Origin of the sequence: Dietzia psychralcaliphila (assembly GCF_003096095.1) — a bacterium.
Classification (GTDB): Bacteria; Actinomycetota; Actinomycetes; order Mycobacteriales; family Mycobacteriaceae; genus Dietzia; species Dietzia psychralcaliphila.
Genome location: NZ_CP015453.1, coordinates 3,199,308 through 3,224,932 on the forward strand (window position 1 = coordinate 3,199,308; position 25,625 = coordinate 3,224,932).

Consider the following 25,625-nt stretch of genomic DNA (forward strand, 5'->3'; position numbering starts at 1 on the left):
GCCATGCGCCTGGCCACCTGGAATGTGAACTCGATTAGGGCTCGACGGGACCGCGTCGTGGCCTGGCTGGAACGCTCGGACGTGGACGTCCTGGCGATGCAGGAGACCAAGTGCAAGGACGACCAGTTCCCCCACGAGGCGTTCGAGGAGATCGGGTACCAGGTCGCCCACCACGGACTCAGCCAGTGGAACGGTGTGGCCGTGGCCTCACGCGTGGGGCTCGACGACGTCCGGCTTGGCTTCGACGGCATGCCCGGCTTCCACAAGGACCCCGAGGTCACGCAGGATCCTGAGGCGCGCGCCATCTCGGCGGTGTGCGACGGCGTCCGGGTCTACAGCCTCTACGTGCCCAACGGTCGCGAGCTCGCGGACCCGCACTACACCTACAAACTCGAGTGGCTGGCCCGGCTCCGGGACCACGCCGCCGCCGAACTCGCCGCCGACCCGGCCGCGCAGGTGGCGCTGGTGGGTGACTGGAACGTGGCGCCGCACAGCGACGACGTGTGGGACATGGAGGTCTTCGACGGCAAGACGCACGTCTCGGAGCCCGAGCGCCAGGCCTTCGCCGCCTTCGACGGAGCCGGATTCCGCGAGGTCACGCGCGAGTACACGCCCGGGCCCGGTGTCTACACCTACTGGGATTACACCCAGCTGCGCTTCCCCAAGAAGCAGGGCATGCGCATCGACTTCCAGCTGCATTCGCCGGAGTTGGCGGCGCGGGTGACGGGCGCGTCCATCGACCGTGAGGAACGCAAGGGCAAGGGCGCCTCCGATCACGCCCCCGTCGTCGTGGACCTCGACTAGTACCGCCACCCAGCCCCACCACCAGGAGCTCTCACCGATGTCCACGTTCCAACTCCGTCACTACATCGACCGGCTGCGCGCCGAGGGTTTCACCGTCCGCGACGACCACGGTGAGGACCCCGACCTGATCGACATCAACGGCAGGGCCGTGGACACCTGGCGGGAGAACTACCCCTATGACCACCGACTGGACCGCAACCAGTACGAGGTGGAGAAGTACCTGCTGCAGATCGAGCTGCTCAAGTTCCAGAACTGGCAGGCCGAGTCGGGCCACCGGCACGTGATCGTCTTCGAGGGACGGGACGCCGCCGGCAAGGGCGGGACGATCAAGCGGTTCACCGAGTACATCAACGTGCGCCAGGCCCGCGTGGTGGCACTGATCAAGCCCACCGAGACCGAGCTGTACCAGTGGTATTTCCAGCGCTATGTCCATCACCTGCCCACCCGTGGTGAGCTCGTGATGTTCGACCGATCCTGGTACAACCGGGCCGGCGTCGAGCGCGTGATGGGGTTCTGTACGGACGCGCAGTACGAGTCGTTCATGGAGCAGGCGCCCAACTTCGAGAAGATGCTCGTGGATTCCGGCATCGGGCTGACCAAGTTCTGGTTCTCCGTCACCCGGGAGGAGCAGAAGACCCGGTTCGCCATCCGTCAACTGGACCCGGTCCGCCGGTGGAAGCTCTCCCCCATGGACCTCGAGTCCCTGGACAAGTGGGACAAGTACACCGCCGCCAAGGAGGAGATGTTCCGGCGCACCGACACCGATTGGGCGCCCTGGATCACCATCAAGTCCAACGACAAGAAGCGGGCGCGCATCAACGCGATGCGCCACTTCCTCAACCAGTTCGACTACCCGGAGAAGGACACGCAGGTCGTGTTTGATCCCGACCCGAAGATCGTCCGTCGCGGCAAGGACGCCGCCGGGGACTGATCCCCGAGGTAGCGGATCTCTGGCCCGCGGGCGGTCGCCGGCCCGGTCGAGCGAGTGCGCCTGGGGAATGTCTCCGCGCCGGCGCGCCTTGCACTGGGTATGAGCCACACGAATGATCCGACCGTCATCAAGCGCCTGCTCTCGGACTGCGGGCGGTGGGCCGTGGTGGGCCTGTCCGCGAATACCGGACGCACCGCGTACGGGATCGCCGCCTACGTCCGGGACCTGGGCCACGAGATCGTGCCGGTCCATCCCAAGGCGGAGGCGGTCCACGGTCAGCAGGGGTACCCGGATCTCGCGTCGGTACCCGGTGAGATCGACGTCGTGGACGTGTTCGTCAACTCGCAGCTCGCGGGCGGCGTGGTCGACGACGCCATCGCCCGTGGGGCGAAGGCTGTCTGGCTACAACAGGGCGTGATCGACGAGGACGCGGCCCAGCGCGCCACGGACGCCGGGCTCGATGTGGTGATGGATACGTGCCCGGCGATCGAGGCGCCGCGGGTGGGACTGATCTGACGATCAGAATCCGGATGCGGTCAGTCCCACCATGGCGATGATGAAGACGAAGTAGAGCACGACGAGCCCCCCGAAGACGGCGAGCGAGATGAGACCCAGCTTCTTTGCGGAGGCGCTTGCGGCCTCGGCCTCGGCGTGGTGCCCGGCCGCCCACAGCGGGTAGACGTCCGCGGCGCGGGTCATCGCGACGAACGACAGCGGCCAGAAGAACAGTAGGGAGGCCACCGCCCACCCGATGTTCGACGGCGGGCCGGGTCGAGTGGCTCCGGGGGAGCCGGTGAACGCCCCTGTGCCCTGACCCCCGTAGCCGGGGTTCTGGCCGTACGAGGGTGCGCTCTGGCCGTAGGACGAGTCCTGCCAGTAGCCGGACTCCTGTCCGTGGGACTGGCCCGCCCCGAACGGGGAGTCGGAGGGGGAACCGGGGTAGCTCGGGTTCGTCATGACCGAATCGTATCCCCGGAGTGAGGTCGGCCGATACACCCTCCTACCGAACGGATGGCCCCCATCCTGACGGTGCCGGGCGCGCCACCGTCAGGTCGGATGTCTGCGGTACGCCCGGTCGATCCCCGTCGACTGCGCCTTGGTCAGCGGAGCGAACGGCGCGGCCTCGATGCGTCGCCGAGCGCCCGAGCCCACTGTCTTCCACGTGGCGATCACGTGGGCCCTGTGCACCACGGTCCGCCGGAACACTCCGTTGTTGCCGGGAACGATCAGCTGAGCATGATCGGGCGCCACCGCATGGGACCGGTCGCCGTAGCCGAGGAGGTACTCGTCGAAGCCCGGAAGCAGGAGCACGGCGTCGGCGGAACGACCCGCAGTGGCCAGCCGGTCGGCCGCGCCCGGGTCCATCCAGTAGGTGGCTCCGTCGAACGACACCGCCTCGAGACGCTCTGACACGGCCTCCAGAGCTGGGCGGATGTCCCTCAGCGGGAGGGTGGTCCACCGCCGGAAGTCCTCGGCACGCGCGGGTCCGTGCGACCGCAGGAACCTCTCCAGCCACTCCGCGACGGCCTGATCCCGGGTGGGTGTGCGTGGGGTGATCCCGTGCGCTGCCAGCCACCGCTCGTGGTGGGCGAAGCCGTGCACCACACCGCCGGACCCGGTGCCGCCTGAATCGGTGCAGCCGGACCCCGTGCCGCCTGAATCGGTGCCGCCGGACCCCGTGCCGCCGGACCCCGTGCAGTCCACCTGGCTGACGAGCCCGTCGACGACGAACAGATACAGCAGGTGATAGCCACGTCCCCCCGACACATCCAGCCCCTCGGCCCGCCAGCGCTCCTGCAGCTGTTTACGACTGCGGACACGGGTCCCGGCGACCTCCTCCATGAGTACCCGGTGGGCGCGGTCGATCTCGTCGTCGTCGACCCCGAGCGCGGCGAGCCGCGCGACCTGTGCAGAGCGCGACCGACCTGCGGCCAACCGAACCATCCACCCGAGGTCCTCGCCGGGCACGAGGTGGAGGGTGCCCCGCATGGGCCACGAGCGGACCACGGAGCCATCGGCGAGGGCGGCGCGGACATCGGTGATCGTGGCGGGAGTGCCGGCCGGACCGAGTGAGCGCAGCGCGACCGACTCCAGGGCGCCGGGCAGGTCCTGTCCCTGCACGCACGCCATCCACCGCACCGCCTCGGCGGGCGAGGTGCAGCGTTCACCCACGAGCCGCTGGGAGGCCAGGCGGAACCGGGCGAGATCGCGGCGGGTTATGGGAGTGGGGCCGGACGCCTCCCTCACCGACGTCAGCGGGGAGCGACGAGCAGTTGGTACTCGGGGAAGCGGATGAGGAAGCGACGGACGTAGCTACACACCGGGCGGATCTTGCGACCGTCGAGCCGCATCCGGGTGAGGACCATACTCACCAGCAGTCGGGCGATGCCCTGCTGGCCGAAATGCTCCTCGATGACGGTGTGGAGCAGGATGTAGACCTCGCCGTCCTTCTCGTACCCCACCAGGCCCATGAAGGTCTCGCCGTCCCACAGTTCGAACCGGTCTCTATCGGTGTTGTGGACCAACACCAGTGACTTCTCTCCGGACATGGGACTCCTTCGGGCAGGGTGTGTTCCACCTGCGATGCTACGCGCCGGGGTACGCTCGGCCGGCACAATTCCATAGTCATCCACACGGGAGTCCGCATCGGAGCGCGGGCTGAGAGGACGACCAGCCGGGTCGTCGACCGTAGAACCTGTCCGGGTCATGCCGGCGTAGGGAGATCAGAGAACACCATGGGTACACACGCGTCCGCCAACGGCACCGACACCGCCCCGATCGGGGCCGTGACCTGCGGACCCATCCAATCCAGCACCAAGTCCTACCTCGAGATCCAGGCCGAGGACTGCACTCTGCGCGTGCCCGTCCGTCGGATCTCGCTGACCGACGACACGACGTTCGACGTCTACGACACCTCCGGCCCGTACACCGAATACTCGGCCGCGGACGAGTGCCATGACCTCGCCTCCGGTCTGCCGCCCACCCGCGACGGTTGGGCCCGCCCGGACGCCGTCCCCGCCTCGGCGGACGACCCCACCCGGGTGCGCACCCAGCTGGCCTGGGCCCGCGCGGGCCACATCACCCCGGAGATGCGCTTCATCGCCGCGCGCGAGGGGATCGACGTGGCGGTGGTGCGATCCGAGGTGGCCGCCGGCCGTGCGGTGATCCCGGCCAATCACCGCCATCCGGAGAGCGAACCGATGATCATCGGCAAGCGCTTCCTGACCAAGATCAACGCCAACATCGGCAACTCCGCGGTCACCAGCTCGATCGCGGAAGAGGTCGAGAAAATGGTGTGGGCCTCCCGGTGGGGCGCGGACACCATCATGGACCTGTCCACCGGCCGCGACATCCACGAGACCCGCGAGTGGATCCTGCGGAACTCCCCCGTCCCCGTGGGCACGGTGCCGATCTACCAGGCACTCGAGAAGGTGGGCGGCGATCCCACCGCGCTGACCTGGGAGCTCTACCGGGACACCGTCATCGAGCAGTGTGAACAGGGCGTGGACTATATGACGGTCCACGCGGGGGTGCTCCTGCGGTACGTGCCTCTCGCCGCGAAGCGCGTCACCGGGATCGTCTCGCGGGGTGGCTCGATCATGGCCGCATGGTGTCTGGCGCACCACCGCGAGTCCTTCCTCTACACCCACTTCGCCGAACTGTGCGAGATCCTGGCCCGCTACGACGTGACGTTCTCCCTCGGCGACGGACTCCGGCCGGGATCGATCGCGGATGCCAACGACGAGGCGCAGTTCGCCGAGCTCCGCACACTGGGGGAGCTCACCAGGATCGCCAAGAGCCATGGCGTCCAGGTGATGATCGAAGGCCCGGGACACGTTCCGATGCACATGATCGTCGAGAACGTCCGGCTCGAGGAACTCTGGTGCGAGGAGGCCCCGTTCTACACTCTCGGTCCCCTCGCCACGGACATCGCGCCCGGCTACGACCACATCACGTCCGCCATCGGGGCCGCCCGGATCGCCGAGGCGGGCACCGCGATGCTCTGCTACGTCACCCCCAAGGAACACCTGGGCCTACCGGATCGCGACGACGTCAAGACCGGCGTGATCACCTACAAGATCGCCGCCCATTCGGCGGACCTGGCCAAGGGCCACCCGGGCGCCCAGGCCAGGGACGACGCGCTGAGCACCGCACGGTTCGAGTTCCGCTGGCGGGACCAGTTCGCACTGGCCCTCGACCCGGACACAGCGCTCGCCTATCACGACGCGACACTGCCCGCCGAGCCCGCCAAGACCGCCCACTTCTGCTCGATGTGCGGGCCCAAGTTCTGCTCGATGCGGATCTCGCAGGACATCCGGGACTACGCCGCCGAGCACGGGATGGAGACGGTCGAGGCGATCGAGGCGGGGATGGCCGAGAAGTCGGCGGAGTTCGCCGAGCAGGGTGGACGTGTCTATCTTCCGATCAGTCAGCAGTGACCCGCTGATTCGGCGTCGGAACTGAGACGCTGAGGACCAGGACGCTCAGGCGCTGCCGCCGCAACGTGAGCCGACCCGGGAGTGCGTGCACTCCCGGGCCGGTGAGACCTACTTCCTCAGGCGTCGCGGCCGGCGAGGTCACCGGGCCGAGACATGCTGCCTCAGGCGTCGCGGCGCAGCGTGATCACCAGGCCCACGGCCCACAGCGCAACGCAGACCGTGGCGAACCAGGCGAAGGCCGGCCACTCGCCCCACGTGATGAACCCGCGCACGGACTCGCCCTGGGTCCAGTAGTCGCCGTTGGCGAACGGCATCCAGGCGGCGATGTCCTGCCCCACCCGGGGGATCAGGGAGACCATGCCCTCCAGGGCGAGTGTCCACACCAGGAACAGCGAGATGGTGCCGGCGGCGTTGCGCATGATGTACGCCAGGCCCATCACCGCGATGGTGCCCAACCCCGCGTAGACGGGGAACCGCAGCAGGTACGTCAGGCCATCGCCCGAGAACGGGGTCCATGAGTCCTGCCCGGACAGCGCACCGGCCACCAGCAGGGAGATGACCACCGCGACGGCGGTCACGACCATGGACATCACGGTGAACAGCAGCGTCTTGGCGAGCACCGCCGGCCACCGCGACGGCGAGGCCAGGAAGGTGGCCTTGTTCGTGTGGTAGCGGAACTCGCCTGTCACGGCGACGATCGCCGCGATCCAGGCGAGGATCACGGTGAACGCGCCGACGCCCAGGATCGCGAACAGCGGGTCGCTGCCGCCGCCGGGTGCGCCGACCATCGGGTCCCCGGATGAGGTCTGCTCGAACTGGCCGATGATCACGGCCAGGCCGATGGCGAGGGCGATCCCGAGGCCGTACAGCCAGTACGCGCTCTTGGTCGTGGTGACCTTGATCCACTCGGATTTCAGCAGGTTCATCGGGTGGTCTCCTGACCGTGGTACTCGACGTCCTGGTCGGTGAGCGCCATGAAGGCCTCCTCGAGCGACGCCCGCTTCTCGTGCAGTTCGTGGACGGTGATCCCCAGGCTCGCGGCGAGCTCCCCGACCTTCGGGGCCGGCAGATCCTCCACCAGGAACACACCGGCCTCGGGGTCGAAGGTGGCGGTGATGCCCTCTTCCCGAGCGGCGGCGGTGAACTCGTCGACGTGCGGCGTCCGGAAGACGACGGAGGACGTGGCGGCGGAGAGGAACTCCTCGACGGAGGTCTGGGCGCGGAGCACCCCTCGACCGATGACGACGAGATCCTGCGCAGTCTGTGCCATCTCCGACAGCAGGTGGCTGGAGACCAGCACCGTCCGGCCCTCGGCCGCGCGAGCGTGCATGAAGCGGCGGATCCAGAGGATTCCCTCGGGGTCCAGACCGTTGACCGGCTCGTCGAACAGCAGCACCTCGGGGTCTCCGAGCATTGCGGTGGCCAGACCGAGCCGCTGGCGCATGCCCAGCGAGTAACCGCCGACCTTGCGGCCGGCCACGTCGGTCAGGCCGACCAGCGACAAGACCTCGTCGACGCGGGTGGCGGGCAACCCGCCCGCGGCGGCGATCATCTTCAGGTGTGAACCCGCGGACCGGTTGGCGTGGGTCCAGGACGCGTCCAGCAGGCACCCGACGGTGTGGGTCGGGCGCTCGAGTTCCCGGTACGGCCGGCCGTTGATCAGCGCCTCACCGGAGGTGGGGGTGTCCAGGCCGACGATCATGCGCATGGTGGTGGATTTTCCGGCCCCGTTGGGGCCGAGGAAGCCGGTGACGACGCCCGGCCGGACCACAAAGCTGAGGTCCTCGACCGCCGTAGCGGCGCCGAAGCGTTTGGTGAGATTGCGTACCTCGATCATGATCACCAGTGTGCCTGCCGGGGCGCGAGAAGCGGGCTCCTCCCACTCAGCTCCCGTACAGCTGTGACAGGGCTTACCCTCGTGCCATGGATGACGCCCGCCCTGATCCCGGTCCCGACCTACCATCGATCCGCGCCTCTGACCACGAACGTGAGGCGACGGCGAGGTTCCTCCAGGGGGCGTTCTCGGAGGGCCGACTGACCCTGGCCGAGTTCGATGAACGGACCACCAAAGCGTACGGAGCTCTCTTCCAGTCCGACCTGGCCGAGCTCACCCGTGACCTGTCACCCGCCCGCCGCGAGTTCGAGGTCAGTCCCGCGACACACCACGATGCGGCACCCGCGCGCCGGGTCACCGGCGGGAGCGGGCCGTCGACGTCCCTGGCGTTCATGGGCGGGTGCGAGCGCAAGGGCGTGTGGACACTGCCGGCCGACCACACCGCGTTCGCGATGATGGGCGGCGTCGAGCTCGACCTCCGCGAGGCTGCTCTGCAGGCCCACGAGACCACGATCCGCGCCTTCGCGATCATGGGCGGGATCGAGATCTATGTGCCGGACGACATCCACGTCGTGGTGGAGGGCCTCGGCCTGATGGGCGGATTCAGCGAGGAGGCGGGGAGGTGGAAGCCCGACCCCCGGCCGGTCCGCCAGGCTCCCCCGGGCGCACCGGTCGTGCGGGTCACCGGGCTCGCGCTGATGGGCGGCGTGGAGGTGCGCCGGGTCCCCCGCGCGAAGTAGGCGCACCGGGTCAGTCCACCGGAGCCGTACGGGCTCAGTCCACCGGAGCCGTACCGGGTCAGTCCACCGGCGGGCTGGACGCCTGTGCCCAGAACCGTTTGGGGATCCGCCCGGCCAGTCGAGCGGCGTGACCTGCGCGGACGGCCTCGCGCATCGCGGCCGCCATGAGCGGCGGGTTCTCGGCGCGGGTCACCGCGGTGGCCAGCAGGACTCCGTCGCAGCCGAGTTCCATCGCCAGGGCGGCGTCCGAGGCGGTGCCGATCCCGGCGTCGCAGATCACCGGGACCCCGGCGCGCTCGACGATCATCTCCAGGTTGTGCGGGTTGCAGATGCCCAGCCCGGTTCCGATGGGGGCGCCCAGGGGCATGACGGCCGCGCAGCCCACGTCCTCGAGACGGCGGGCCAGCACCGGATCGTCGGTGGTGTAGGGCAGGACCACGAACCCGTCGTCGACCAGGTCCTCCGCGGCCTCCACGAGTTCCAGGGCATCGGGCAGGAGGGTGCGCTCGTCGGCGATCACCTCGAGCTTGACCCAGTTGGTGCCCAGCGCCTCGCGGGCGAGTCGCGCGGTCTTGACCGCCTCGGCGGCCCCGCGACAGCCCGCGGTGTTGGGCAGCGGACGGATGCCGAGTTCGCGCAGCAGCCCGAGCAACCCGAGCCCGTCCGACCCCAGTCGTAGGTCGACCTTCCGTATGGACACGGTGGTCAGGGCGGTCCCGGAGGCGACCAGTGCCTCGCGCAGCACCTCCTGGTTGCCGGCCCCGCCGGTGCCCATGATGAGGCGGGAACCCAGCTCCTCGCCGGCGATGACCAGTGGGGAGTCCAGCACCACGGCAGGTGAGGTCGTGGGCGACCCGATGACGGGGCTTCCCGCGTCGCAGACGCGGCCGGACTCAGCCACCCTGGACCGCCGTGAGGACGTCCACCTCCGCGCCTGCGCCCAGTGCGGCCTCGTCCCAGCCCGAACTGGGCACCACCACGCCGTCGACCGCCACGGCCACGCCCTCCTCGGGCAGGTCGAGCTCGGTGACGAGTGCGCGGACGGTCGCGCCGTCGGCGAGCGTGCGGTCCTCGCCGTTCACGGTGACGATCATGGGGCCTCCTGCTTCACTGTCGTGACGTCCTGAGGTCGTGACGTATGGCTCCACCGTAGTCGCCGGCGTCGGAGCTCTCACCCGCGCGTGATGCCCGGCGCGGCCGGGGCTCTCACCCGCGGCTGAAGCGGTCCGGTGCGGCCGCGCGCGCCGCCGCCGGGACGGGCACGGAATGCAATTCTGCCCAGACCGCGGCCACCGTGACCGGTGTCAGTGCGATGCCGTTGCGGCCGTGCCCGGTGGCGTGGATGAGGCGCGGGTCCGTGGCGTCGACACCGAGGAAGGGCAGGTTGTCGGGGGACATCGGTCGCAGCCCGGCGATGGCCTCGGTCAGCTCGTACTCGCCCACCCCGGGGAAAATCGTCTCGGCGTCGGCGAGCAGATCGCGCACCCCCGCGACGGTCACCTGCCGGTCGTCGCCGTGTTCGTACTGGGTCGCACCCACGACCAGGCCACCCTCGCGCGGGACCAGGTAGACAGGCCGGCCGCGCACGAACGCCCGCACCACCCCGCGGGGTGGGTCCTCGCAACCGGGCCGGGCGCGCAGCCGGAGCACTTCACCTTTGACCGGGCGCACGGGCAGCCCTGCCAGTTCGGCGGACCCGGCGCCCGCGGCCAGGACGACGCGGTCCGCGTCGACGTCGTCGAGCGAGGTCACCGCGTTGCGCTCCCACGTCACCCCCTCCGCGCGGCAGGCGCGGGTCAGGGCGGCCAGCAGGACGCGGTTGTCGACGGCCCCCTCGGAATCCATGCGGTAGACGGCCCGGGCGACGCGGGCCAGTGACGGCTCGGCCTCGCGGAGTTCGCGCCGGGTGACCCGGCGCAGGTCGGCCCCGGTGATGGCGGTAGTGGCACCCGGGTGGGAGCCGGAGCCGGGGCCGACGGCGTCTCGGGTGGGGTCGGGTTGGCGGGCGGCCCAGTTTATGGCCATGTCGAGGTCGCGTGCGTCGGCCTCGTCGACGGCCAGCATGTGGGTGTGGGTGGCGGTGCGGACGGGCGGGCCGGGCGGGACGTACGGCTCGAGGGCGCGCAGGAACTCCGGCCAGCGGCGGAGCGAATCCACACCGAGCGCGAACACCGCCTCCTCCCCCGGCCATGCCTCGCTGAACGGGGCGAGCATGCCGCCGGCCACCCACGCCGCGGCCGAGGCGGGCACGCCGTCGGGCCCGGAGTCGTCGGGCTCGTAGACCACGACCTCCCGAGCCAGGTGGGTCCTCGCGATGGACCACGCGCAGGCCAGACCGATCACCGACCCGCCGACGACCGCCACGCGACGGGCGCCGATACGCGCGATACCGGCGTCGGCGGCCCCCTGGGCCGCGACGGCAGCAGCACCGGCAGCGACACCGGCACCGTCAGCGGCGGGGCGGGAACCGTCGTCGGTGGCGGCGTGCTCGGTCATGGCGGCCAGCCTAACGGGGGCATCGCCTACGGTGACAGGCATGACCGCTCGCGCCGACCGCCTCCGCTCCCGCCTCGCCGACGCCCGCCTCTACCTCTGCATCGACGCGCGCCGGCATCTCGACGATCAGGCCCGGACCGAGGGATGGTCCGGCGAGTTCCCCGCGCTGCGCAGGGACGTGGACGCGGCGCTGGCCGGCGGGGTGGACATCGTTCAGCTACGCGACAAGAACTCCTCCGGCGAGCGCGAACTCGGACCGCTCGAGGCCGCCCACGAACTGCGTGCGCTCGCGGTGATGCGGCAGGTGTGCGACGAGCACGGCGCGCTGCTGGCCGTCAACGACCGGGCCGACGTGGCCGCCGCCTCCGGCGCCGACGTGCTGCACCTGGGCCAGGACGACCTGCCGCTGGACTGGGCGCGCCGCATCGTGGGTGACGACGTGGTGATCGGCCGCTCCTGCCACGCGGCCGGGGAGGTCGACACTGCGGCGGCTGACCCACGCGTCGACTACTTCTGCACCGGACCGGTGTGGCCCACGCCCACCAAACCCGGTCGCCACGCGCCGGGTCTGGACCTGGTGCGCCATGCCGCAGACCTGGGCGGCGAGCAGAGCGCGACGCTCCACGACCCCGCCGGGAAGCCCTGGTTCGCCATCGGCGGGATCGACCGGGACAACCTCCCCGAGGTGCTGGCCGCGGGCGCGGGGCGGGTGGTGGTGGTCCGCGCGATCACCGGCGCGGTCGACCCCACGGCCGCCGCCCGCGAACTCCGCGCGGAACTGGTCTGAACGGCCGGAGTGGCGGGAGAACCCGGTGATCAGTCGGTGAGCTCCTTGGTCAGGGTCCGGCGCAACACCTGACGAGGCTTGGCGTCGAGGTCGTCGCCACCTCCTCGTCGTCCTCTCCGGCCCCAGGACTCCGGCGCCAGGCCGGGCAGCAACGTGAGCACCCGCCCCAGACCACCTGCGGGCCACTCGACGTGGGCGTGCTCGACCTTGACGGTGGCGCGACGGCCGCGCATCACCAGGGTCATGACCCCGTTGTGGAACCAGATCCCGTCGGTGACCGCCCACCTCACCTGCGGCTCCCGCACGCCCACCGCACGGGAGAGCCGACGGGTCAACGCGGGCACGGGTTGCCGCACCGAGATCCGGTTGACCATACGGATCGACTTCTGTAGCGGATTGCGGAACGGCGACATGACCAGTTGGTGCACCCGGGTCGTCGAGTCGGAAACCCGCGGTGCGGTGAGCTCGACCTCCTCCAGGTACGAGCAGTGGACGTCGCCGCCCAGCATGAGGATCGAGGCGGGCGCGCGCCCGTGGTCACCGGCGGCCACCTCGGTGAGCAGCCCGATCAGGTCGTCGAAGCTGTTCCGGAAGGCCGCCCAGTGCTCGAGGTCCACGGCCAGTCGGATCCGCTCGCCGACCCGCGCGCTGAGCGGCTTGTCCGGGCGGTCGCGGCTCACGGCCTCGTTCCACCCCTCGAGGTGATGCAACGCCGGCAGCATGAACGCGGGCAGGGACGAGGCGATCACCAGGTGGTCCACCTCGGCGCCCAGACAGGCATCCCGCGTCCACTCCCACTCCTCGGGATCCATCACGCGCCGGTCCCGGGGGTCCAGATGTCGGGAGGCCCGCACGTCGAGCATCACCACCCGCACCCGCCCGAAGTCGCGTTTGAAGCTCCACTGCGCGGTGCCTCGGTCGGCGTCGGCGGACAGGGCGAAGTCGGCCAGGATCCGTTCACGTTCGGCATCGGAATCGGCCGCCCGCAACGCCAGGTACACCTCGTTGTTCTCCAGCTCCTGCGGCGCGAGGTTGCCCAGGTGCTGGTAGACGAAGTAGCTGGCGAACGCCCCCCTCACCCGGTCGGGCCACCAGGGCTGGGCGGTCATCTCGCGGCGCCAGGCGAACGAGGAGTTCCAGTCGTCCCGCAGGTCGTGGTCGTCGAGGATCATGCAGCTGGGGACGGTGGACAGCAGCCAGCGCACGTCCGGGTCGCGCCACGACTCGTGGTACAGCCAGGAGTACTCCTCGAAGTCGCAGATCTCGCCCGAGACGTCGCGGTCCCCGCCGGCCCCCGCCGAGTCGCACACCGACCGCGGACCCTCTCCGGCCCGACGGCGCGCGGCCAGGCGCTCGGTGATCTGGCGACTGGGGATGTCGGCGTACACCTGGTCGCCCAGCAGCAACATGGCGTCGGGCCAGTCGGCGTGCGAGGTGTGGGCCATCTGGTGCGCGAGGGCCACCAGGGCGTCCGCGCCGATCCTGCGCAGCGCCACCGGAGTCTGGCTCTCGCCGCGGCGGCAGGACCCGAAGGACAGGCGCACCGTGTCGCCCGCCCGCGGGGTGCGGATGACGCTGGGGCGATCCGGCTCCAGGGGCCAGGCGGGCACGTCGTCGAGCGTCACCTCGTACGGCGTCGCCTCGCCCGGCTCGAGCTCGCGCAGGTGCAGCACCGCGAAGTGGTGCCCGTGGACACCCCACGACTGTTCGGAGACCTCGCTGCTGCCGGCGCGGATCGTCACCCGGCAGGGTGCGGACACCTCGACCCACACCGTCGCGTCGGTGCTGTCGACGTACCGCAGCATGGGGCCGACCAGGATCTCGGGCGCCGTGGGGGGCTGACTCATTGCACCAGTGTGCACGCGGTCCGGCGGGTGCCGTGGGCGACGGGTCCGGAGAACGGTCGTCCGATCTACCCCAGAAGGGTCCGGGGCCCGACGACGACGACGTCCTCCGGCAGCCTGGCCCGCAGTCCCCGGTCGGCTGTCACCACCACCACCCGGCGGGACCCGCCGGATACGGATGGGTCGGACGGGACGGGCCCGGCGGGGTCGTTCGCGGCCACACTGCCGGGGTCGCCCGCGGCCAGACCGGCGGGGTCGCCCGCGTCGCCCGCGGCCAGTCCGGCAGCCAGCTCGACGATCGCGTCATCGCCCGAACCGGGCGCGCGGTGGACGACGAACGGACCGGAGTGCTCGGCCCGGCGCGCCGCACCCTCGATCACGGCGTGCGCGCGGGCCACCCAGCCGAAGCCGTCAGGCAACTCGACCGTCCGTGGCATGGCCGCGCTCAGCTCGTCGAGCAACTTGGTGGTGGCGCCGGGCCGGTCGCGCCACCACCCGTCCGGCCGGGAGCCCAGGACATTGGCCACGTCCACCACGAGTTCCACCGGTCGCGAGCGGAGCCCGTCCGCCCAGGCCTGCGCGAACGCGGGCATCAGCGGCAGCTCGGCGACCCTGGACTCGGGCACCCAGCGCAGTTCCAGACTCTCGTTGTTGGGCACTGTCTCCAGCGCCCGCGGGGCGTCGGCCACTACGGTCGTGTAGGTCCACTCCACCGCGTCGGGCGACTCCTGCACCAGCGGGGGGATCGTCCGGCCGCGGGCCCCGGGATCGTCCGAGTGTTTCTGGTCGGGACGCAGGCGACGCATCATCTCGGCCACGTGCCGCATGTCCAGGCCGGGCCGGTGCCACACGGTGCCCGGCATCCTCGAGGTCACGCGCACGGCCCGGACCACCACATCGGCGGGTTGGATCTCGGCCTCCTCCTGGGTCTCCCGGAGGGCCGCCTGCGGCGCGTCCTCGAAGGAGTCGCGGGCGCCACCGGGCAGCGCCCAGGTGTCGCCGGAGGCAGTCCACACCGCGCGGTGCTGCAGCAGGACCAGCGGGGTGTCGGGGTCGGTCGGATCCGCCGCGCGCAGGAGCAGCCCCGCGGCCCCGAAGCGGCCCCACCGCCGATCACCGCCGGCAGACACCACCCAACCGTTTCCGTCACCCTCGTTCGTGGCCACTGGTCCTCCACTCCACCGGACGCCACACCGGACCGGATCCGCCCCGGATAGGGCGGAACTGCGTACTCCTCGACCAGTCTGCCCGACGTCGCCCCGCCACTTCACTAACCTGGGACACACGCCCACCGGATCCTCAGCACCGGCGGCCGAGAATCGGGAGGTGAGACACGAGATGGGCCTCCCGACTCTCACGAAGAGCCGCGACGCCGACCCGGGTTCACGTTCCGGTTCCGGCCCGGGTTCACGCTCCGGCTCGCGCTCCGGCCCGGGCAACGGTTCCGGCACCGGCTCGGGTTCGGGTTCGGGCCGGGGTTCGGGGATGTCCGGCGGCTCCGCGACCGAGGACATCACCATCAGCCCCCGGCGACCGGTCCGCCGCCGGGCCGCACGTTTCTGGAACGACGTCCTCACCACGCCGGGGCGGATGTCGGTGTTCGCGGTCCTGGCGATCGTCACGGTGCTGCTCGGCGGGACCGTGGCCTCGCAGACCATCACCATGCGTCAGAGCCACCACGAGACACTGCTGGCCGAGGTCGAGCCCGTCGCCAACGCCTCGCAGACGCTGTACAGCTCCCTGACCATCGCCGACTCGGCGGCCAACACCGCCTTCATCACCGGCGGTATCGAACCCGCCGAGCTGAGGGAGCGCTACCTGCAGGCCATCGCCACCTCGTCGGCGTCGATCATCGCCGCCTCCCAGGGCCTCGACCGCTCGGACGAGGAGTCGGTCAACCAGCTGGCGGACATCAACGCCCAGTTGACCACCTACACCGGCCTGGTGGAGACGGCGCGGACCAACAACCGGCTGAACAACCCGGTCGGTTCGGCGTATCTCGCGTCGGCGTCGACCCTCATGCAGGACACGATCCTGCCCGCGGCGGCAGACCTCTACGACCGCCAGTCCACCTCGGTGGGCGAGTCCGACCGCGAGTGGTCCTCGCCGCCGTGGGGTTCCTTCATCCTGCTGGGGATGGCGATCGCGGTGCTGGTGCTGCTGCAGCAGTGGTTGTGGAAGATCACCGGACGGCGGGTCAACCCCGCGTTGGCACTGGCCTCGCTACTCATGGTGGCGACCTTCCTGCTCACCATGATCGCCGGGTTCCTGGCCGCCAACAACAACGCGCGCGGCCTGTCCGAGGGTGCGGCGCCGATGAACGAACTCACCCGGCAACGGATCAACGCCCAGAAGGTACGCGCGCAGGAGACACTCAACCTGGTGCGCCGCACCGATCCCGAGGGGTCGGCGGCCGAGCGGGCGGCCACCCTCGGCGACGTCCGCGACTCGTTGACCGTCTACCTCGACCCGGACGAGCAGTCCCGCAGCCGCATCAGCCTGGACGGCGACGGAGCCGTCACCAACGCGATCGAGGCCCTGGACGACTGGATGGCGGCCCAGAACCGCGCCGATTCGCTGTATCAGCAGGGCGACTACCAGGGGGCCATCACCATCTCCTCGGGGCAGGACGAGGGCGATTCCGGTGCCGCGTTCGACGAGTTCGACGAGTCCATGCAGGACGCCATCGAGGAGGCCCGCGACACGCTGCGCACGCGCATCGACAGTGCACGGCGCACGTCCTCCAACGGGCCGGACCTGATCATCGCGCTGTCCGCCCTGGCCGCGTTCGCCGTGGTCGTGGGGATCGCGCCCCGGATCAGGGAGTACCTGTGAGCCCGCGGATTCTTTGGGGAGCAGGGCGGCGGGCCGCCCGCGTGGTGACCGGGGGTGTGGTGGTCGCCGCCCTGGCGATCGGTGGCGCGTGTGGGGTCGACGACGAGGCGCGCGGTGGCGACGGCGGGCCGGACCGGGACGCGATCGCGGCGGCCACGGAATCCGATCACGTGGGCATCCCGGAGGTGTCCGCGGTGATGCCGCTGCCGGCGGGCGCGGTGGTCGGCACGGAGGGCCCGTCCGGCCTCCCCCAGGTGACCCCCGACGAGTCGTGCGACCCGCTACCGAGCCTGCGCCCGGACGACGCCTCACCCGAGGAGCGCGTCCCCCGCATCAGGCAGCGGGGGCGGTTGATCGTGGGGCTGGACCAGGGCTCCAACCTGTTCTCCTTCCGCGACCCGGGCACCGGCCAGCTCACCGGCTTCGACGTGGATCTGGCCCGCGAGATCGCCCAGGACATCTTCGGCGATCCCAGCCAGGTCGAGTTCCGGTCACTCACCTCGGTCAACCGGATCGAGGCGTTGGAGAACAACGAGGTCGACGTGGTGATCCGGTCGATGTCCATCACGTGCGCGCGTCGCGAGCGGATCACCTTCTCGGCACCGTACTTCCAGGCCTACCAGCGGGTGTTGGCCGTCCGGGGCTCCGGGATCACCGAGATCGAACATCTCGAGGGCCGGCGGGTGTGCGTCGCTGCCGGCACCACCTCGGCCTCACGCCTGTGGGCGGAGCTGGACCGGCTCACGGTGCTGTCGGTCAACACGTGGGCCGACTGCCTGGTGGCCATCCAACAGAACCAGGTGGACGCCATCACCACCGACGACGCCATCCTGGTGGGTATCACCGCGCAGGACCCGTACCTGGAGATCGTCGGCCCGCAGCTCAACGCGGAGCCGTACGGGGTGGGAATCGCCAAGTCGACCCCAGACGACAACACCGACGGGCTGGTCCGGCAGGTCAACTCGACCCTCGAGCGGATCAGGACAGACGGCACGTGGAACCGCATGTACTCCACGTGGCTCTCCGGGCTCGGCCCGAGCCCCGGGATGCCGGTACCGACATACGTGCCGGAGGAGCCGCGATGAGCTACCGGAAGTGGGACGACGGGCCCGCAGTCGACGAGCCGACCGCCGGGACGCAGGCCACCTTCCGGACGGAGGCGGTACCGGTCACCGGCGCGCTCGAGGTGACGGGAGCGACGGAGGAGACCGGGCCGACCGAAGAGACCGGGTCGATGGAGGCCACCTCGGCGGTCGCGGCCACGGGGGCGATCCCGGCCACGGGGGCCGTCTCCATGACGGGGTTCCTCGACGACACCGCGGGGTCCGCGACGGAGGTCGCGGGCAACTCTGGCGCAGCCGGCACCAGCGGCGCGTCCGGCAGCTCTGGTGCGTCCGGCATCTCTGGTGCGTCCGGCAGCTCGGACACGGGCGCCGTCGAGGCTGTGGCCATCACCGGGCCCGTGGACAGAGGGGACGACGACCCCGAGTCGAGCACCCGGTCCGTCCCCGGGGTGCGGCCCTCGGCCCGGACCGGCGAGGTCACCAGCGGTGACCGCAGCACCTCGGCACCGTTCCGGCTGCGTCAGCCCAGCAAGCCCGAGGACCGGCCGAGCCCTGCCTCCGAGGGCCTGGTGGACCTGCCCTACATCATTCCGGTGGACCCCAACTCGGCCATGCTCTCACCGGAGGAGATCGAGGCGGAGTGCGAGGCCTCCGACGGTCGTCTGCCACGGCCCGAGCTACGACCGGACGACATCGTGGCCGACCAGTACGAGGTCCGCGGCGCCCTCGCCCACGGCGGGATGGGCTGGATCTACCTGGCCGTGGACCACAACGTGTCCGACCGGTGGGTGGTGCTCAAGGGACTGCTCCACGCCGACCAGGCGGAGGCGCAGGAGGTGGCGGTGGCCGAGCGGGAGATCCTGGCCGAGCTCTCCCACCCGTCGATCGTGCGTATCTACAACTTCATCCACGACGACTGGGCCACCTCACCCACGCACGGCGGGTACATCGTCATGGAGTACGTCGGCGGGCCCAGCCTGCGGGACGTGCGGCGCTCGGCGCCCGGCCGGGTCCTGCCCGTGGAGAAGGCGATCGCGTACGTCCTCGAGGCCCTCACAGCGCTGTCCTACCTGCACTCGGTGGGACTGGTCTACAACGACCTCAAGCCCGAGAACATCATGCTCACCGAGGACCACGTCAAGCTCATCGACATGGGCGCCGTCTCGGGCGTGGGCGACTACGGGCACATCTACGGCACACCGGGTTTCCAGGCGCCGGAGATACCGAAGACCGGCCCCACCATCGCCTCCGACCTGTACACGGTGGGGCGCACCCTGGCGTCGCTCATCGTCCGACTGCCGGTCGTCGACGGCCGGTACGCCGACGGGATCCCCTCCCCCGTCGAGGAACCGGTGTTCAGCCGGTACGACTCGCTCTACCGATTCCTGCTCCGCTCCACCAACGAGGACCCGAGCATGCGGTTCCGCAGCGCCAACGGGATGGCCGGGCAGCTCATGGGCGTGCTGCGCGAGGTCCTGGCGCTGCGCACCGGGATCCCGCACCCCGCGTTCTCCTCGGTGTTCTCGCCCCAACGGTCCACCTTCGGCACGCTGTTCACGGTGGAGCCGACCGACTTTCTCGTCGACGGCCACGCACGCGACACCACCCTGACCGGCGCCGAACTCGTCGACGCCCTACCCGTGCCGCTGATGGAGTCCTCCGATCCCGCCGGGCGCATCCTGGCCGCCACCTCCTACACCTCGGTCGAACAGCGGATCGACACTCTCCGCGAGTTGTACTCCGACTCCGAGTCCGAGGCCCACGAGAGCGTGGGCGTGATCATGTCGCTGGCCCGCGCGTACCTGGAGAGCGGCGACCTCGCAGCTGCCGAGGCGCTGCTGGAGGAGAACGCCCACCGACTGCGCTCGGAGTGGCGACTGGTCTGGTACGTCGGGGTGATCGCGCTGCTCAAGGGCGACCCCGTGGGCGCATACCCCATGTTCCAGCAGGTGTTGTCGGCGATGCCGGGCGAGAACGGCCCCAAGTTGGCGCTGGCCGCGACCGCCGAACTCATCCTCGACGTGTGCCCGGAGGGCGACCGGACCCGATGGGCGCGCTCCAGCGAGCACTTCTACCGCACCGTGTGGTCGGTGGACCGGTCGGTGGTCAGCTCCGCGTTCGGCCTGGCGCGCCAGTTGCAGCGACGCGGTGAGGTGACAGCCGCGATCGAGGAACTGGACCGGGTGCCGCCCAATTCGCGCTACTCGGCGCTGGCCAACCTCACCGCGATCCTCCTGCTGTGCCACGGGCGGCCGCTGAAGGAGACCGAGGAATCCCACCTGCGCGAGGCCGCACGGCGAGTCACCAACCTGTCCGCAGGTGAGCACCGGGCGTTCCAGATCCGCCTGACCGTGCTGACCACCGCGCTCGCGTGGATCCAGCTGCCCGGCAACGAGCCCTCGCCCTCACCGTTAATGCGCGGGGTGCCGTTCACCGAGTTCGGGCTCAGGTCGGGAGCCGAGACCGTGTTACGGACCCTCGCCCGATCCACGGAGACCCGTCAGCAGCGTTTCCGGCTGGTGGACCAGGCCAACAGCATCCGGCCGCGAACGTTGTTCTGACGCCTGCGGGTGGCGGACGCTCACCCCTCGGGGTCGCCGCGCCGTCGTGAGGCCAGCAGGATCAGTGTCACACCGGCCGCGGCGGCGGTGAGCGCCCACAACAGCAGGTCAGTCGCTCCTACACCCGTCTCCGCCAGGGATCCGCGGACCTGCGAGTTGGCGCGTGCCCACTCCGACGACGGCGCACCCTCGCGCGGTGTCACAGAGTTCACGGCGACCTGACCGGTGCCCTCTATGCCATCAGGGCTGGCGGATTGCGACGGGGGACGCGGCGTGGTGGCGGGCGTCGAGGTGGCGGGGGTCGAGGTGGCGGGGGCGGCCGGGACCGAACCGGATCCGGTCGAGCCTCCCGGGCCGAACAGGCCACCGAGCAGGTCCCCTGCCGCACTGCCGGAGGAACCGCCGAAGGGACCGCTCCAGGACCAGCTCGAGGACCCGCCGAACAACCCACCGAGCGATCCGCCGATCGAGTCTCCCAGGGATCCGAGCCCCGGCCCGAGGATGATCCCGATCACCCCGACGATCACGACCGGCCAGATGAGGTCGGGAAGATCCGATGAGCCGCCTCCCGACCGGGAGTCGATCACCACCCGTCGTACGGAGGTGTACGGGGCACCGCCGGGCATGGTGACGGTGAACTCGACGTCATAGGTCCCGGCTCCGGTGGGTGTGCCCACCAGGACCCCGTCCTCGAGCCGCAGGCCCGGCGGCAGGGTCGCGAGATCCACGGCGAGCTCTGTCCCCTCGGGCGTGAGCGGCAGGAACGGCTCGGGCCCGAAGCGCTGGCCGACGGTGCCGCCGGGCAGTCGGTTGAGAGGGTCAGTGGGGTCGGTGCCGATTTGGTTCTCGACGAGGTCGGGCAGGCCGTCCCCGTCGGTGTCCACGACCCCGATGTCGGAGAAGGACACCCAGATCATGGGGCTCACGCTCTGGCGCTGGGCGTAGTTCTCCACGTCGAGGGGAACGGACACCTCGTCGACGACCCTCGCGGCCTGCCCGGGCGAGAGGTCGAGCGCGGCCACCGTACTCCCGCGGGCCGGACTGTCGGTGGCCTGAGGAGTGTCGGCGCCGTACAGGGTCACGGTCCGGGAGTCGGTGCCGACCGATCCGGTGATGGTGCTGCTCACGTCGAATTCAGCTTCGCTCGAGACGAGGTACTCGCCGACCCCCACCGCGTACCGGCCGGTCCGACCCGTGTCGGTGGCGTTGCGAACGTAGTAGGTCCTGTCGATCGACTCGCCCGGCGACATCGAGCACGGATCCACCTCGGGGGTACCGCTGATCACGCCCTCGGGGTCGGAGAGAGCGGTCCCGCCGGCCAGGTCACAGCCCCACGATCCCAGGACGACGTCCGGAGCATCCGACCAGGTGGCGCCGTCGAGAGAGAACTCCAGGTCGGCGTGGGCGTCCAGCGGCGTGGCAGTGACGGCCCGGGCGACGGATGCCCCGCCGAGTATCAGCGTGACCGCTGTCGCGAGCGCGACCGGGATCAGACTCGTCTTCCGACGACCTCGCGACCGGCCGGGCCGCGTACCGCGGACGGGCTCGGTGTCACCTGGAGATCGTGTGGGGTTCGGCATCGACCAACTTCGTCAGGCCCGAGCTGGACCCGGGGGAGGCCCCAACTGTAAGTGTAAGTGTGTTCTTAAGTAAAGGCCGTCCGGCTACTCCCCCAGCCCCAGAACCTCATCGCACGCCCGGGCGATCGCTAGTTCCTCGTCCGTCGGCACCACCAGTACCGTGACGCGGCTGTCCGGGGTGGAGATGACGCGTTCCCCGGAGCCGTTCTCGTTGGCTTCCGGGTCGAGCTCCACCCCCCAGCTGCCGAGGGTGGACAGCGCGTCGGCTCGCAGTCGGGCGACGTTCTCGCCCACTCCGGCGGTGAACGTGATGGCCCCGACCTCGCCGAGGATCGCCCAGTAGCCGCCGATGTAGCGGCGGAGGCGATGGATCACCACGTCGTAGGCGAGCACGGCGTCGTCGTCGCCGTCGTCGACCCGTGCGAGAAGCTCCCGGAAGTCACGGGCGCCGGCCAGCCCCTCCAGCCCCGACTTGCGGTTGAGCAGGGTAGACACGTCCTCGGGCGACATACCGCGGTCACGGATGAGGTGGATGATCAGTCCGGGGTCGAGGTCGCCGGGGCGGGTGCCCATGACCAGACCCTCGAGCGGGGTCAGTCCCATGGAGGTGTCAACGGCCCGGCCGGCCGAGATCGCCGAGGCCGACGCCCCGTTGCCGAGGTGCAGCACGATCTGGTTGAGCTCGTCGTACGGACGGCCCAGGACCTCGGCGGTGCGGCGCGAGACGAACTCGTGGCTGGTGCCGTGGAAACCGTACCGACGCAGGTCCCATTCGCTCGCCACCGCGCGGTCGATCGCGTAGGTGTGAGCGGCGGCGGGCAGGGTGTGGAAGAACCCGGTGTCGAACACCGCCACGTGCGGGAGGCCGGGTAGAAGCTCGCGGGCCACGCGGATCCCACGCAGGTTGGCGGGGTTGTGTAGCGGGGCCAACAGTTCGAGCTTCTCGATTCCCGCCTCGACCTCGGGCGTGACCTCGACCGGTTCATGGAAGGCCGGCCCGCCGTGGACCACCCGGTGGCCGATCGCCTCGACCCCCAGGTCGGTGGGGTGGGCGTCGAGCTCGCCCGCCAGTTCGAGGACCCGGCCGAGCGCTGCGGTGTGGTCGGGGAACGCGGCCTCCGCGGTGCGCTCCTCGCCCGGCGAACCAGGCAGGTCGCTGCGGCGCACGGTGAGGGTGCCGACGGGCTCACCGATGCGCTCGACCAGCGCCCACGCGAGCTCGGTCTCGACTGCGGTGTCGAGGATCTGCAGCTTGAGCGAGGAGGAGCCGGAGTTGATGACGAGGACGCGGGTCACGAGTCGCCTTCCCGGTCGTCGGTGGTTCCCTGCGCTTGAACGATTGAGCCCTGCGCCTGAACCGCTGAACCCTGCGCTTGAACAACTGAGCCCTGCGCCTGAACGGCGGTGATAGCGACCGTGTTGACGATGTCCTCGACCAGGGCGCCGCGCGAGAGATCGTTGATGGGCTTGCGCAGTCCCTGCAGGACCGGCCCGATCGCGACGGCGCCGGCGGTGCGCTGCACTGCCTTGTAGGTGTTGTTGCCGGTGTTGAGGTCGGGGAACACCAGCACAGTGGCGCGGCCGGCGAGCGGTGAGTTCGGCATCTTCTTGCGGGCCACGGTGGGGTCGACGGCGGCGTCGAACTGCAGGGGCCCGTCGACGACGAGGTCCGCCATCGGGTCCCCCTCGGCGGCCTCGGCGATTCGCGAGCACACGATCTCGGTGGCCTCACGCACCTTGTCGACATCCGCCCCGGTGCCGGAGTCGCCGGTGGAGTACGAGAGCAACGCGACCCGCGGGTCCACGCCGAACCGGGAGGCGGTCTCGGCGGAGGACAGCGCGATGTCCGCGAGCTGTTCGGCGGTCGGGGTGGGCACGACCGCGCAGTCGCCGAAGGCCAGGACGTGGTCGGACAGGCACATGAGGAACACGCTGGACACGGTCTTCACACCCGGCCTCGTCCGGATGATCTCCAGCGCCGGCCGGATGGTGTGCGCGGTGGTGTGCGCGGCACCGGACACCATGCCGTCGGCGAGGCCGGTGTGCACCATCATCGTGGCGAAGTAGGAGATGTCGAGCATCCGGTCGCGGGCCACGTCGAGGGTCATGCCCTTGTGCTCGCGCAGCTCGGCGTATTCCCTGGCGAACCGTTCGGCGTGCTCACTGGTTCGGGGGTCGAGGATCTGCGCCGCGGACAGGTCTATGCCCAGTTCGTCCGCGCGGCGGCGCACGGCTTCGGGATCGCCGAGGATCGTCAGGTCGGCCACATCACGGCGCAGCAGTCGGCCGGCGGCGTGCAGGATGCGGTCGTCGTCGCCCTCGGGCAACACGACGTGCCGCTTGTCGGTGCGGGCGCGCTCGAGGAGTTGGTGCTCGAACATCTGCGGCGTCATCACGTCGGGTGTGTCCACGCGCAGGCGGGCGAGCAGCTCCTCGGTGTCGACGTGCTTCTCCATCAGGCTCAGGGCCGTCTCGACCTTCCGTCCGGTGCCGGAGTAGACCCGTCCTCGGGTATCCGCGGCCAGCCGGGCGGTGTCGTAGGTGCCGTGGGAGGTGCAGACGATCGGCAACGTCGACCGCATCCCGTGGACCAGCCGGTCCATCGCCGCGTTGGGCATCAGGCCGCCGTTCCAGATCATCCCGGCCAACGAGGGGAAGCCCTCCGCGGCGTGCGCGGTGAGCACCGCGAGCACGGCGTCGGTCCGGTCCGCCGGGACGATGACGACCATGCCGTCCACCAGCCTCTCCAGGATCCGTTCGCCGGTCATCCCGCCCACCATCAGGGCCATGACCTCCCGGTCCAGTAGGGCAGGGTCTCCGGAGTAGAGGGTGCCGTCCACGGCCTCCACCAACTCGCCCATCGTCGGCGCGGTGAGAAGAGCCTGGCTGGGCAGCGTCCAGGCGGGCAGGTCCAGGGGCGCGAGCTCGGACTGGATGGCCTCGAGCGCTTCGGGGTCGCACCGGTTGACCACGATCCCCACCGGGTGCGCGTGCTCCACACGCAGCTCTTCCAGCGTCAGCCGGGCGTTGGTGCCGATCTCCCCGGGCGTGCGGTCGGCGCCACGGATCACCAGGAGGACTGGTGCCCCGAGGTTGACGGCGAGGGTGGCGTTGAAGTCGAACTCGGTGGGGCTGGGCACGCCCGTGTAGTCGGTCCCGAGGATCACCACCACGTCGCACTGCCCGGCCACCACGTGATACCTGTCCACGATCTCCGCCAGCGCGGAGTCGCGGTCCTCGTGCACCCGGTCGTTGGTCACGCCGATGCAGTCCTCGTAGTCGAGGTCGACGGTGGTGTGCTGGAGCAGCATCTCCACGATGCGGTCACGAGCGGGCTCGGTGGCGGAGCCCGAGTCGGTGTCGGAGCCTGAGCCTGGGCCGGAGCCCGTGTCGCTGCCGGCGCCAGAGCCGGTATCGGTGCCGGAGCCGGTGTCGACGAGGCGTGGCGCGACGGTGACCGGGCGGAACACTCCCACTCTCTGCACGGTTCCGGCGAGGATGCGTAGGAGGCCGAGTGCGACGGTCGACTTCCCGGTGTCGCCCTCGGGAGCCGCGACGTAGACCGCGGACGACGAGAGGGGCACGCCGGTCACAGGGGACGGAATCGTGGGTGCGGCGGACTCGGGCGGGAGAGTCTCGGAAACGGGGGAATCGGGCACGTGGGCATTGTGACAGCGCGAACCGTCCGGCACACCTCGTACACCCCGTGG

General features: G+C 70.5%; 22 protein-coding genes. 9 read left to right on the forward strand and 13 right to left on the reverse strand.

Features of this window, described 5'->3' with window-relative positions:
• The first annotated feature begins 3 nt into the window (after positions 1 to 3).
• From A6048_RS14810 to A6048_RS14820, 3 genes are all read left to right on the forward strand, one after another.
• A complete protein-coding gene (locus A6048_RS14810) occupies positions 4 to 804 on the forward strand; it encodes an exodeoxyribonuclease III (protein ID WP_107745537.1) in 801 nt (266 codons plus the stop codon).
• Between the two features lie 37 nt (positions 805 to 841).
• Positions 842 to 1,735: a polyphosphate kinase 2 gene (gene ppk2, locus A6048_RS14815; RefSeq protein WP_107745535.1), complete on the forward strand. Its 894-nt coding sequence runs from the start codon at positions 842 to 844 to the stop codon at positions 1,733 to 1,735.
• 99 nt (positions 1,736 to 1,834) lie between these two features.
• Complete coding sequence (locus tag A6048_RS14820) at positions 1,835 to 2,251, forward strand: CoA-binding protein (RefSeq protein ID WP_107745533.1); 417 nt, start codon at positions 1,835 to 1,837, stop codon at positions 2,249 to 2,251.
• Positions 2,252 to 2,254: 3 nt separating this feature from the next.
• On the opposite strand, the gene A6048_RS14825 is transcribed toward A6048_RS14820, so the two are convergent.
• The 3 genes from A6048_RS14825 to A6048_RS14835 form a co-directional block, all read right to left on the reverse strand.
• Positions 2,255 to 2,692, reverse strand: coding sequence for a CD225/dispanin family protein (locus A6048_RS14825; protein WP_107746597.1), 438 nt, complete (start codon positions 2,690 to 2,692; stop codon positions 2,255 to 2,257).
• 90 nt (positions 2,693 to 2,782) lie between these two features.
• Positions 2,783 to 3,982 carry a winged helix DNA-binding domain-containing protein gene (locus tag A6048_RS14830; RefSeq protein ID WP_146166321.1) on the reverse strand — a complete coding sequence of 400 codons (1,200 nt, stop codon included), beginning with the start codon at positions 3,980 to 3,982 and terminating at the stop codon, positions 2,783 to 2,785.
• Positions 3,983 to 3,987: 5 nt separating this feature from the next.
• Positions 3,988 to 4,284, reverse strand: coding sequence for a GNAT family N-acetyltransferase (locus A6048_RS14835; RefSeq protein ID WP_107745531.1), 297 nt, complete (start codon positions 4,282 to 4,284; stop codon positions 3,988 to 3,990).
• A 186-nt stretch (positions 4,285 to 4,470) separates the two neighbouring features.
• On the opposite strand from A6048_RS14835, the gene thiC reads away from it, so the two are divergent.
• The gene (gene thiC, locus A6048_RS14840; RefSeq protein WP_107746595.1) at positions 4,471 to 6,174 is read left to right on the forward strand and encodes a phosphomethylpyrimidine synthase ThiC; all 1,704 of its coding nucleotides are present in this window, start codon (positions 4,471 to 4,473) and stop codon (positions 6,172 to 6,174) included.
• A gap of 161 nt (positions 6,175 to 6,335) precedes the next feature.
• On the opposite strand, the gene A6048_RS14845 is transcribed toward thiC, so the two are convergent.
• Positions 6,336 to 7,100, reverse strand: a complete 765-nt coding sequence (locus A6048_RS14845) for an ABC transporter permease (protein WP_107745529.1) — start codon at positions 7,098 to 7,100, stop codon at positions 6,336 to 6,338.
• Positions 7,097 to 8,011, reverse strand: coding sequence for an ATP-binding cassette domain-containing protein (locus tag A6048_RS14850; RefSeq protein WP_107746594.1), 915 nt, complete (start codon positions 8,009 to 8,011; stop codon positions 7,097 to 7,099). The genes A6048_RS14845 and A6048_RS14850 overlap by 4 nt, the downstream gene beginning before the upstream one ends.
• 86 nt (positions 8,012 to 8,097) lie before the next feature.
• On the opposite strand from A6048_RS14850, the gene A6048_RS14855 reads away from it, so the two are divergent.
• A complete protein-coding gene (locus tag A6048_RS14855; protein ID WP_107745527.1) occupies positions 8,098 to 8,748 on the forward strand; it encodes a DUF1707 SHOCT-like domain-containing protein in 651 nt (216 codons plus the stop codon).
• Positions 8,749 to 8,806: 58 nt separating this feature from the next.
• Here A6048_RS14855 and thiG read toward each other — a convergent pair whose 3' ends face one another.
• The 3 genes from thiG to A6048_RS14870 all read right to left on the reverse strand — a co-directional run bounded on the left by thiG (position 8,807) and on the right by A6048_RS14870 (position 11,244).
• Positions 8,807 to 9,577, reverse strand: a complete 771-nt coding sequence (gene thiG / locus A6048_RS14860) for a thiazole synthase (RefSeq protein ID WP_107746593.1) — start codon at positions 9,575 to 9,577, stop codon at positions 8,807 to 8,809.
• Positions 9,578 to 9,641: 64 nt separating this feature from the next.
• Positions 9,642 to 9,842, reverse strand: coding sequence for a sulfur carrier protein ThiS (thiS, locus tag A6048_RS14865; protein WP_107745525.1), 201 nt, complete (start codon positions 9,840 to 9,842; stop codon positions 9,642 to 9,644).
• 112 nt (positions 9,843 to 9,954) lie between these two features.
• The gene (locus A6048_RS14870; protein ID WP_107745523.1) at positions 9,955 to 11,244 is read right to left on the reverse strand and encodes an FAD-dependent oxidoreductase; all 1,290 of its coding nucleotides are present in this window, start codon (positions 11,242 to 11,244) and stop codon (positions 9,955 to 9,957) included.
• A gap of 40 nt (positions 11,245 to 11,284) precedes the next feature.
• Between A6048_RS14870 and thiE the strand changes: the two genes are divergently transcribed.
• Positions 11,285 to 12,031 carry a thiamine phosphate synthase gene (gene thiE, locus A6048_RS14875; protein WP_107745521.1) on the forward strand — a complete coding sequence of 249 codons (747 nt, stop codon included), beginning with the start codon at positions 11,285 to 11,287 and terminating at the stop codon, positions 12,029 to 12,031.
• A 29-nt stretch (positions 12,032 to 12,060) separates the two neighbouring features.
• Here the strand turns inward: thiE and A6048_RS14880 are convergent, their stop codons facing one another.
• Both A6048_RS14880 and A6048_RS14885 read right to left on the reverse strand, forming a co-directional pair.
• Complete coding sequence (locus A6048_RS14880) at positions 12,061 to 13,878, reverse strand: alkaline phosphatase D family protein (RefSeq protein ID WP_107745518.1); 1,818 nt, start codon at positions 13,876 to 13,878, stop codon at positions 12,061 to 12,063.
• Between the two features lie 65 nt (positions 13,879 to 13,943).
• Positions 13,944 to 15,041, reverse strand: a complete 1,098-nt coding sequence (locus A6048_RS14885) for an NUDIX domain-containing protein (RefSeq protein ID WP_107745516.1) — start codon at positions 15,039 to 15,041, stop codon at positions 13,944 to 13,946.
• Positions 15,042 to 15,213: 172 nt separating this feature from the next.
• Between A6048_RS14885 and A6048_RS14890 the strand changes: the two genes are divergently transcribed.
• The 3 genes from A6048_RS14890 to A6048_RS14900 are packed head-to-tail and all read left to right on the forward strand — an operon-like array spanning position 15,214 to position 20,335.
• Positions 15,214 to 16,710 carry a hypothetical protein gene (locus tag A6048_RS14890; RefSeq protein WP_107745514.1) on the forward strand — a complete coding sequence of 499 codons (1,497 nt, stop codon included), beginning with the start codon at positions 15,214 to 15,216 and terminating at the stop codon, positions 16,708 to 16,710.
• On the forward strand, positions 16,707 to 17,795 hold the full coding sequence (locus A6048_RS14895) for a glutamate ABC transporter substrate-binding protein (protein ID WP_235027535.1): 1,089 nt from the start codon (positions 16,707 to 16,709) through the stop codon (positions 17,793 to 17,795). The genes A6048_RS14890 and A6048_RS14895 overlap by 4 nt, the downstream gene beginning before the upstream one ends.
• Positions 17,792 to 20,335 (forward strand): serine/threonine protein kinase, encoded by a 2,544-nt coding sequence (locus tag A6048_RS14900; RefSeq protein ID WP_107745510.1) that lies wholly within the window; start codon positions 17,792 to 17,794, stop codon positions 20,333 to 20,335. Before A6048_RS14895 ends, A6048_RS14900 begins: the two co-directional genes overlap by 4 nt.
• Positions 20,336 to 20,355: 20 nt before the next feature.
• On the opposite strand, the gene A6048_RS14905 is transcribed toward A6048_RS14900, so the two are convergent.
• From A6048_RS14905 to pta, 3 genes are all read right to left on the reverse strand, one after another.
• Complete coding sequence (locus A6048_RS14905) at positions 20,356 to 21,915, reverse strand: thrombospondin type 3 repeat-containing protein (RefSeq protein ID WP_107745508.1); 1,560 nt, start codon at positions 21,913 to 21,915, stop codon at positions 20,356 to 20,358.
• Positions 21,916 to 21,999: 84 nt separating this feature from the next.
• On the reverse strand, positions 22,000 to 23,211 hold the full coding sequence (locus tag A6048_RS14910) for an acetate/propionate family kinase (RefSeq protein WP_107745506.1): 1,212 nt from the start codon (positions 23,209 to 23,211) through the stop codon (positions 22,000 to 22,002).
• Complete coding sequence (gene pta, locus A6048_RS14915) at positions 23,208 to 25,508, reverse strand: phosphate acetyltransferase (protein ID WP_412523686.1); 2,301 nt, start codon at positions 25,506 to 25,508, stop codon at positions 23,208 to 23,210. The genes A6048_RS14910 and pta overlap by 4 nt, the downstream gene beginning before the upstream one ends.
• Positions 25,509 to 25,625: the final 117 nt, after the last annotated feature.

Bases quoted from the DNA above. Each gene is read 5' to 3' on its own strand.
- A6048_RS14870 (WP_107745523.1), bottom strand. From the start codon at position 11,244: ATGACCGAGCACGCCGCCACCGACGACGGTTCCCGCCCCGCCGCTGAC.
- A6048_RS14835 (WP_107745531.1), bottom strand. From the start codon at position 4,284: ATGTCCGGAGAGAAGTCACTGGTGTTGGTCCACAACACCGATAGAGAC.
- thiC (WP_107746595.1), top strand. From the start codon at position 4,471: ATGGGTACACACGCGTCCGCCAACGGCACCGACACCGCCCCGATCGGG.
- A6048_RS14825 (WP_107746597.1), bottom strand. From the start codon at position 2,692: ATGACGAACCCGAGCTACCCCGGTTCCCCCTCCGACTCCCCGTTCGGG.
- A6048_RS14890 (WP_107745514.1), top strand. From the start codon at position 15,214: ATGGGCCTCCCGACTCTCACGAAGAGCCGCGACGCCGACCCGGGTTCA.
- A6048_RS14905 (WP_107745508.1), bottom strand. From the start codon at position 21,915: ATGCCGAACCCCACACGATCTCCAGGTGACACCGAGCCCGTCCGCGGT.
- A6048_RS14810 (WP_107745537.1), top strand. From the start codon at position 4: ATGCGCCTGGCCACCTGGAATGTGAACTCGATTAGGGCTCGACGGGAC.
- thiS (WP_107745525.1), bottom strand. From the start codon at position 9,842: ATGATCGTCACCGTGAACGGCGAGGACCGCACGCTCGCCGACGGCGCG.
- thiE (WP_107745521.1), top strand. From the start codon at position 11,285: ATGACCGCTCGCGCCGACCGCCTCCGCTCCCGCCTCGCCGACGCCCGC.
- A6048_RS14880 (WP_107745518.1), bottom strand. From the start codon at position 13,878: ATGAGTCAGCCCCCCACGGCGCCCGAGATCCTGGTCGGCCCCATGCTG.
- A6048_RS14855 (WP_107745527.1), top strand. From the start codon at position 8,098: ATGGATGACGCCCGCCCTGATCCCGGTCCCGACCTACCATCGATCCGC.
- A6048_RS14845 (WP_107745529.1), bottom strand. From the start codon at position 7,100: ATGAACCTGCTGAAATCCGAGTGGATCAAGGTCACCACGACCAAGAGC.
- ppk2 (WP_107745535.1), top strand. From the start codon at position 842: ATGTCCACGTTCCAACTCCGTCACTACATCGACCGGCTGCGCGCCGAG.
- A6048_RS14820 (WP_107745533.1), top strand. From the start codon at position 1,835: ATGAGCCACACGAATGATCCGACCGTCATCAAGCGCCTGCTCTCGGAC.
- A6048_RS14900 (WP_107745510.1), top strand. From the start codon at position 17,792: ATGAGCTACCGGAAGTGGGACGACGGGCCCGCAGTCGACGAGCCGACC.
- A6048_RS14850 (WP_107746594.1), bottom strand. From the start codon at position 8,011: ATGATCGAGGTACGCAATCTCACCAAACGCTTCGGCGCCGCTACGGCG.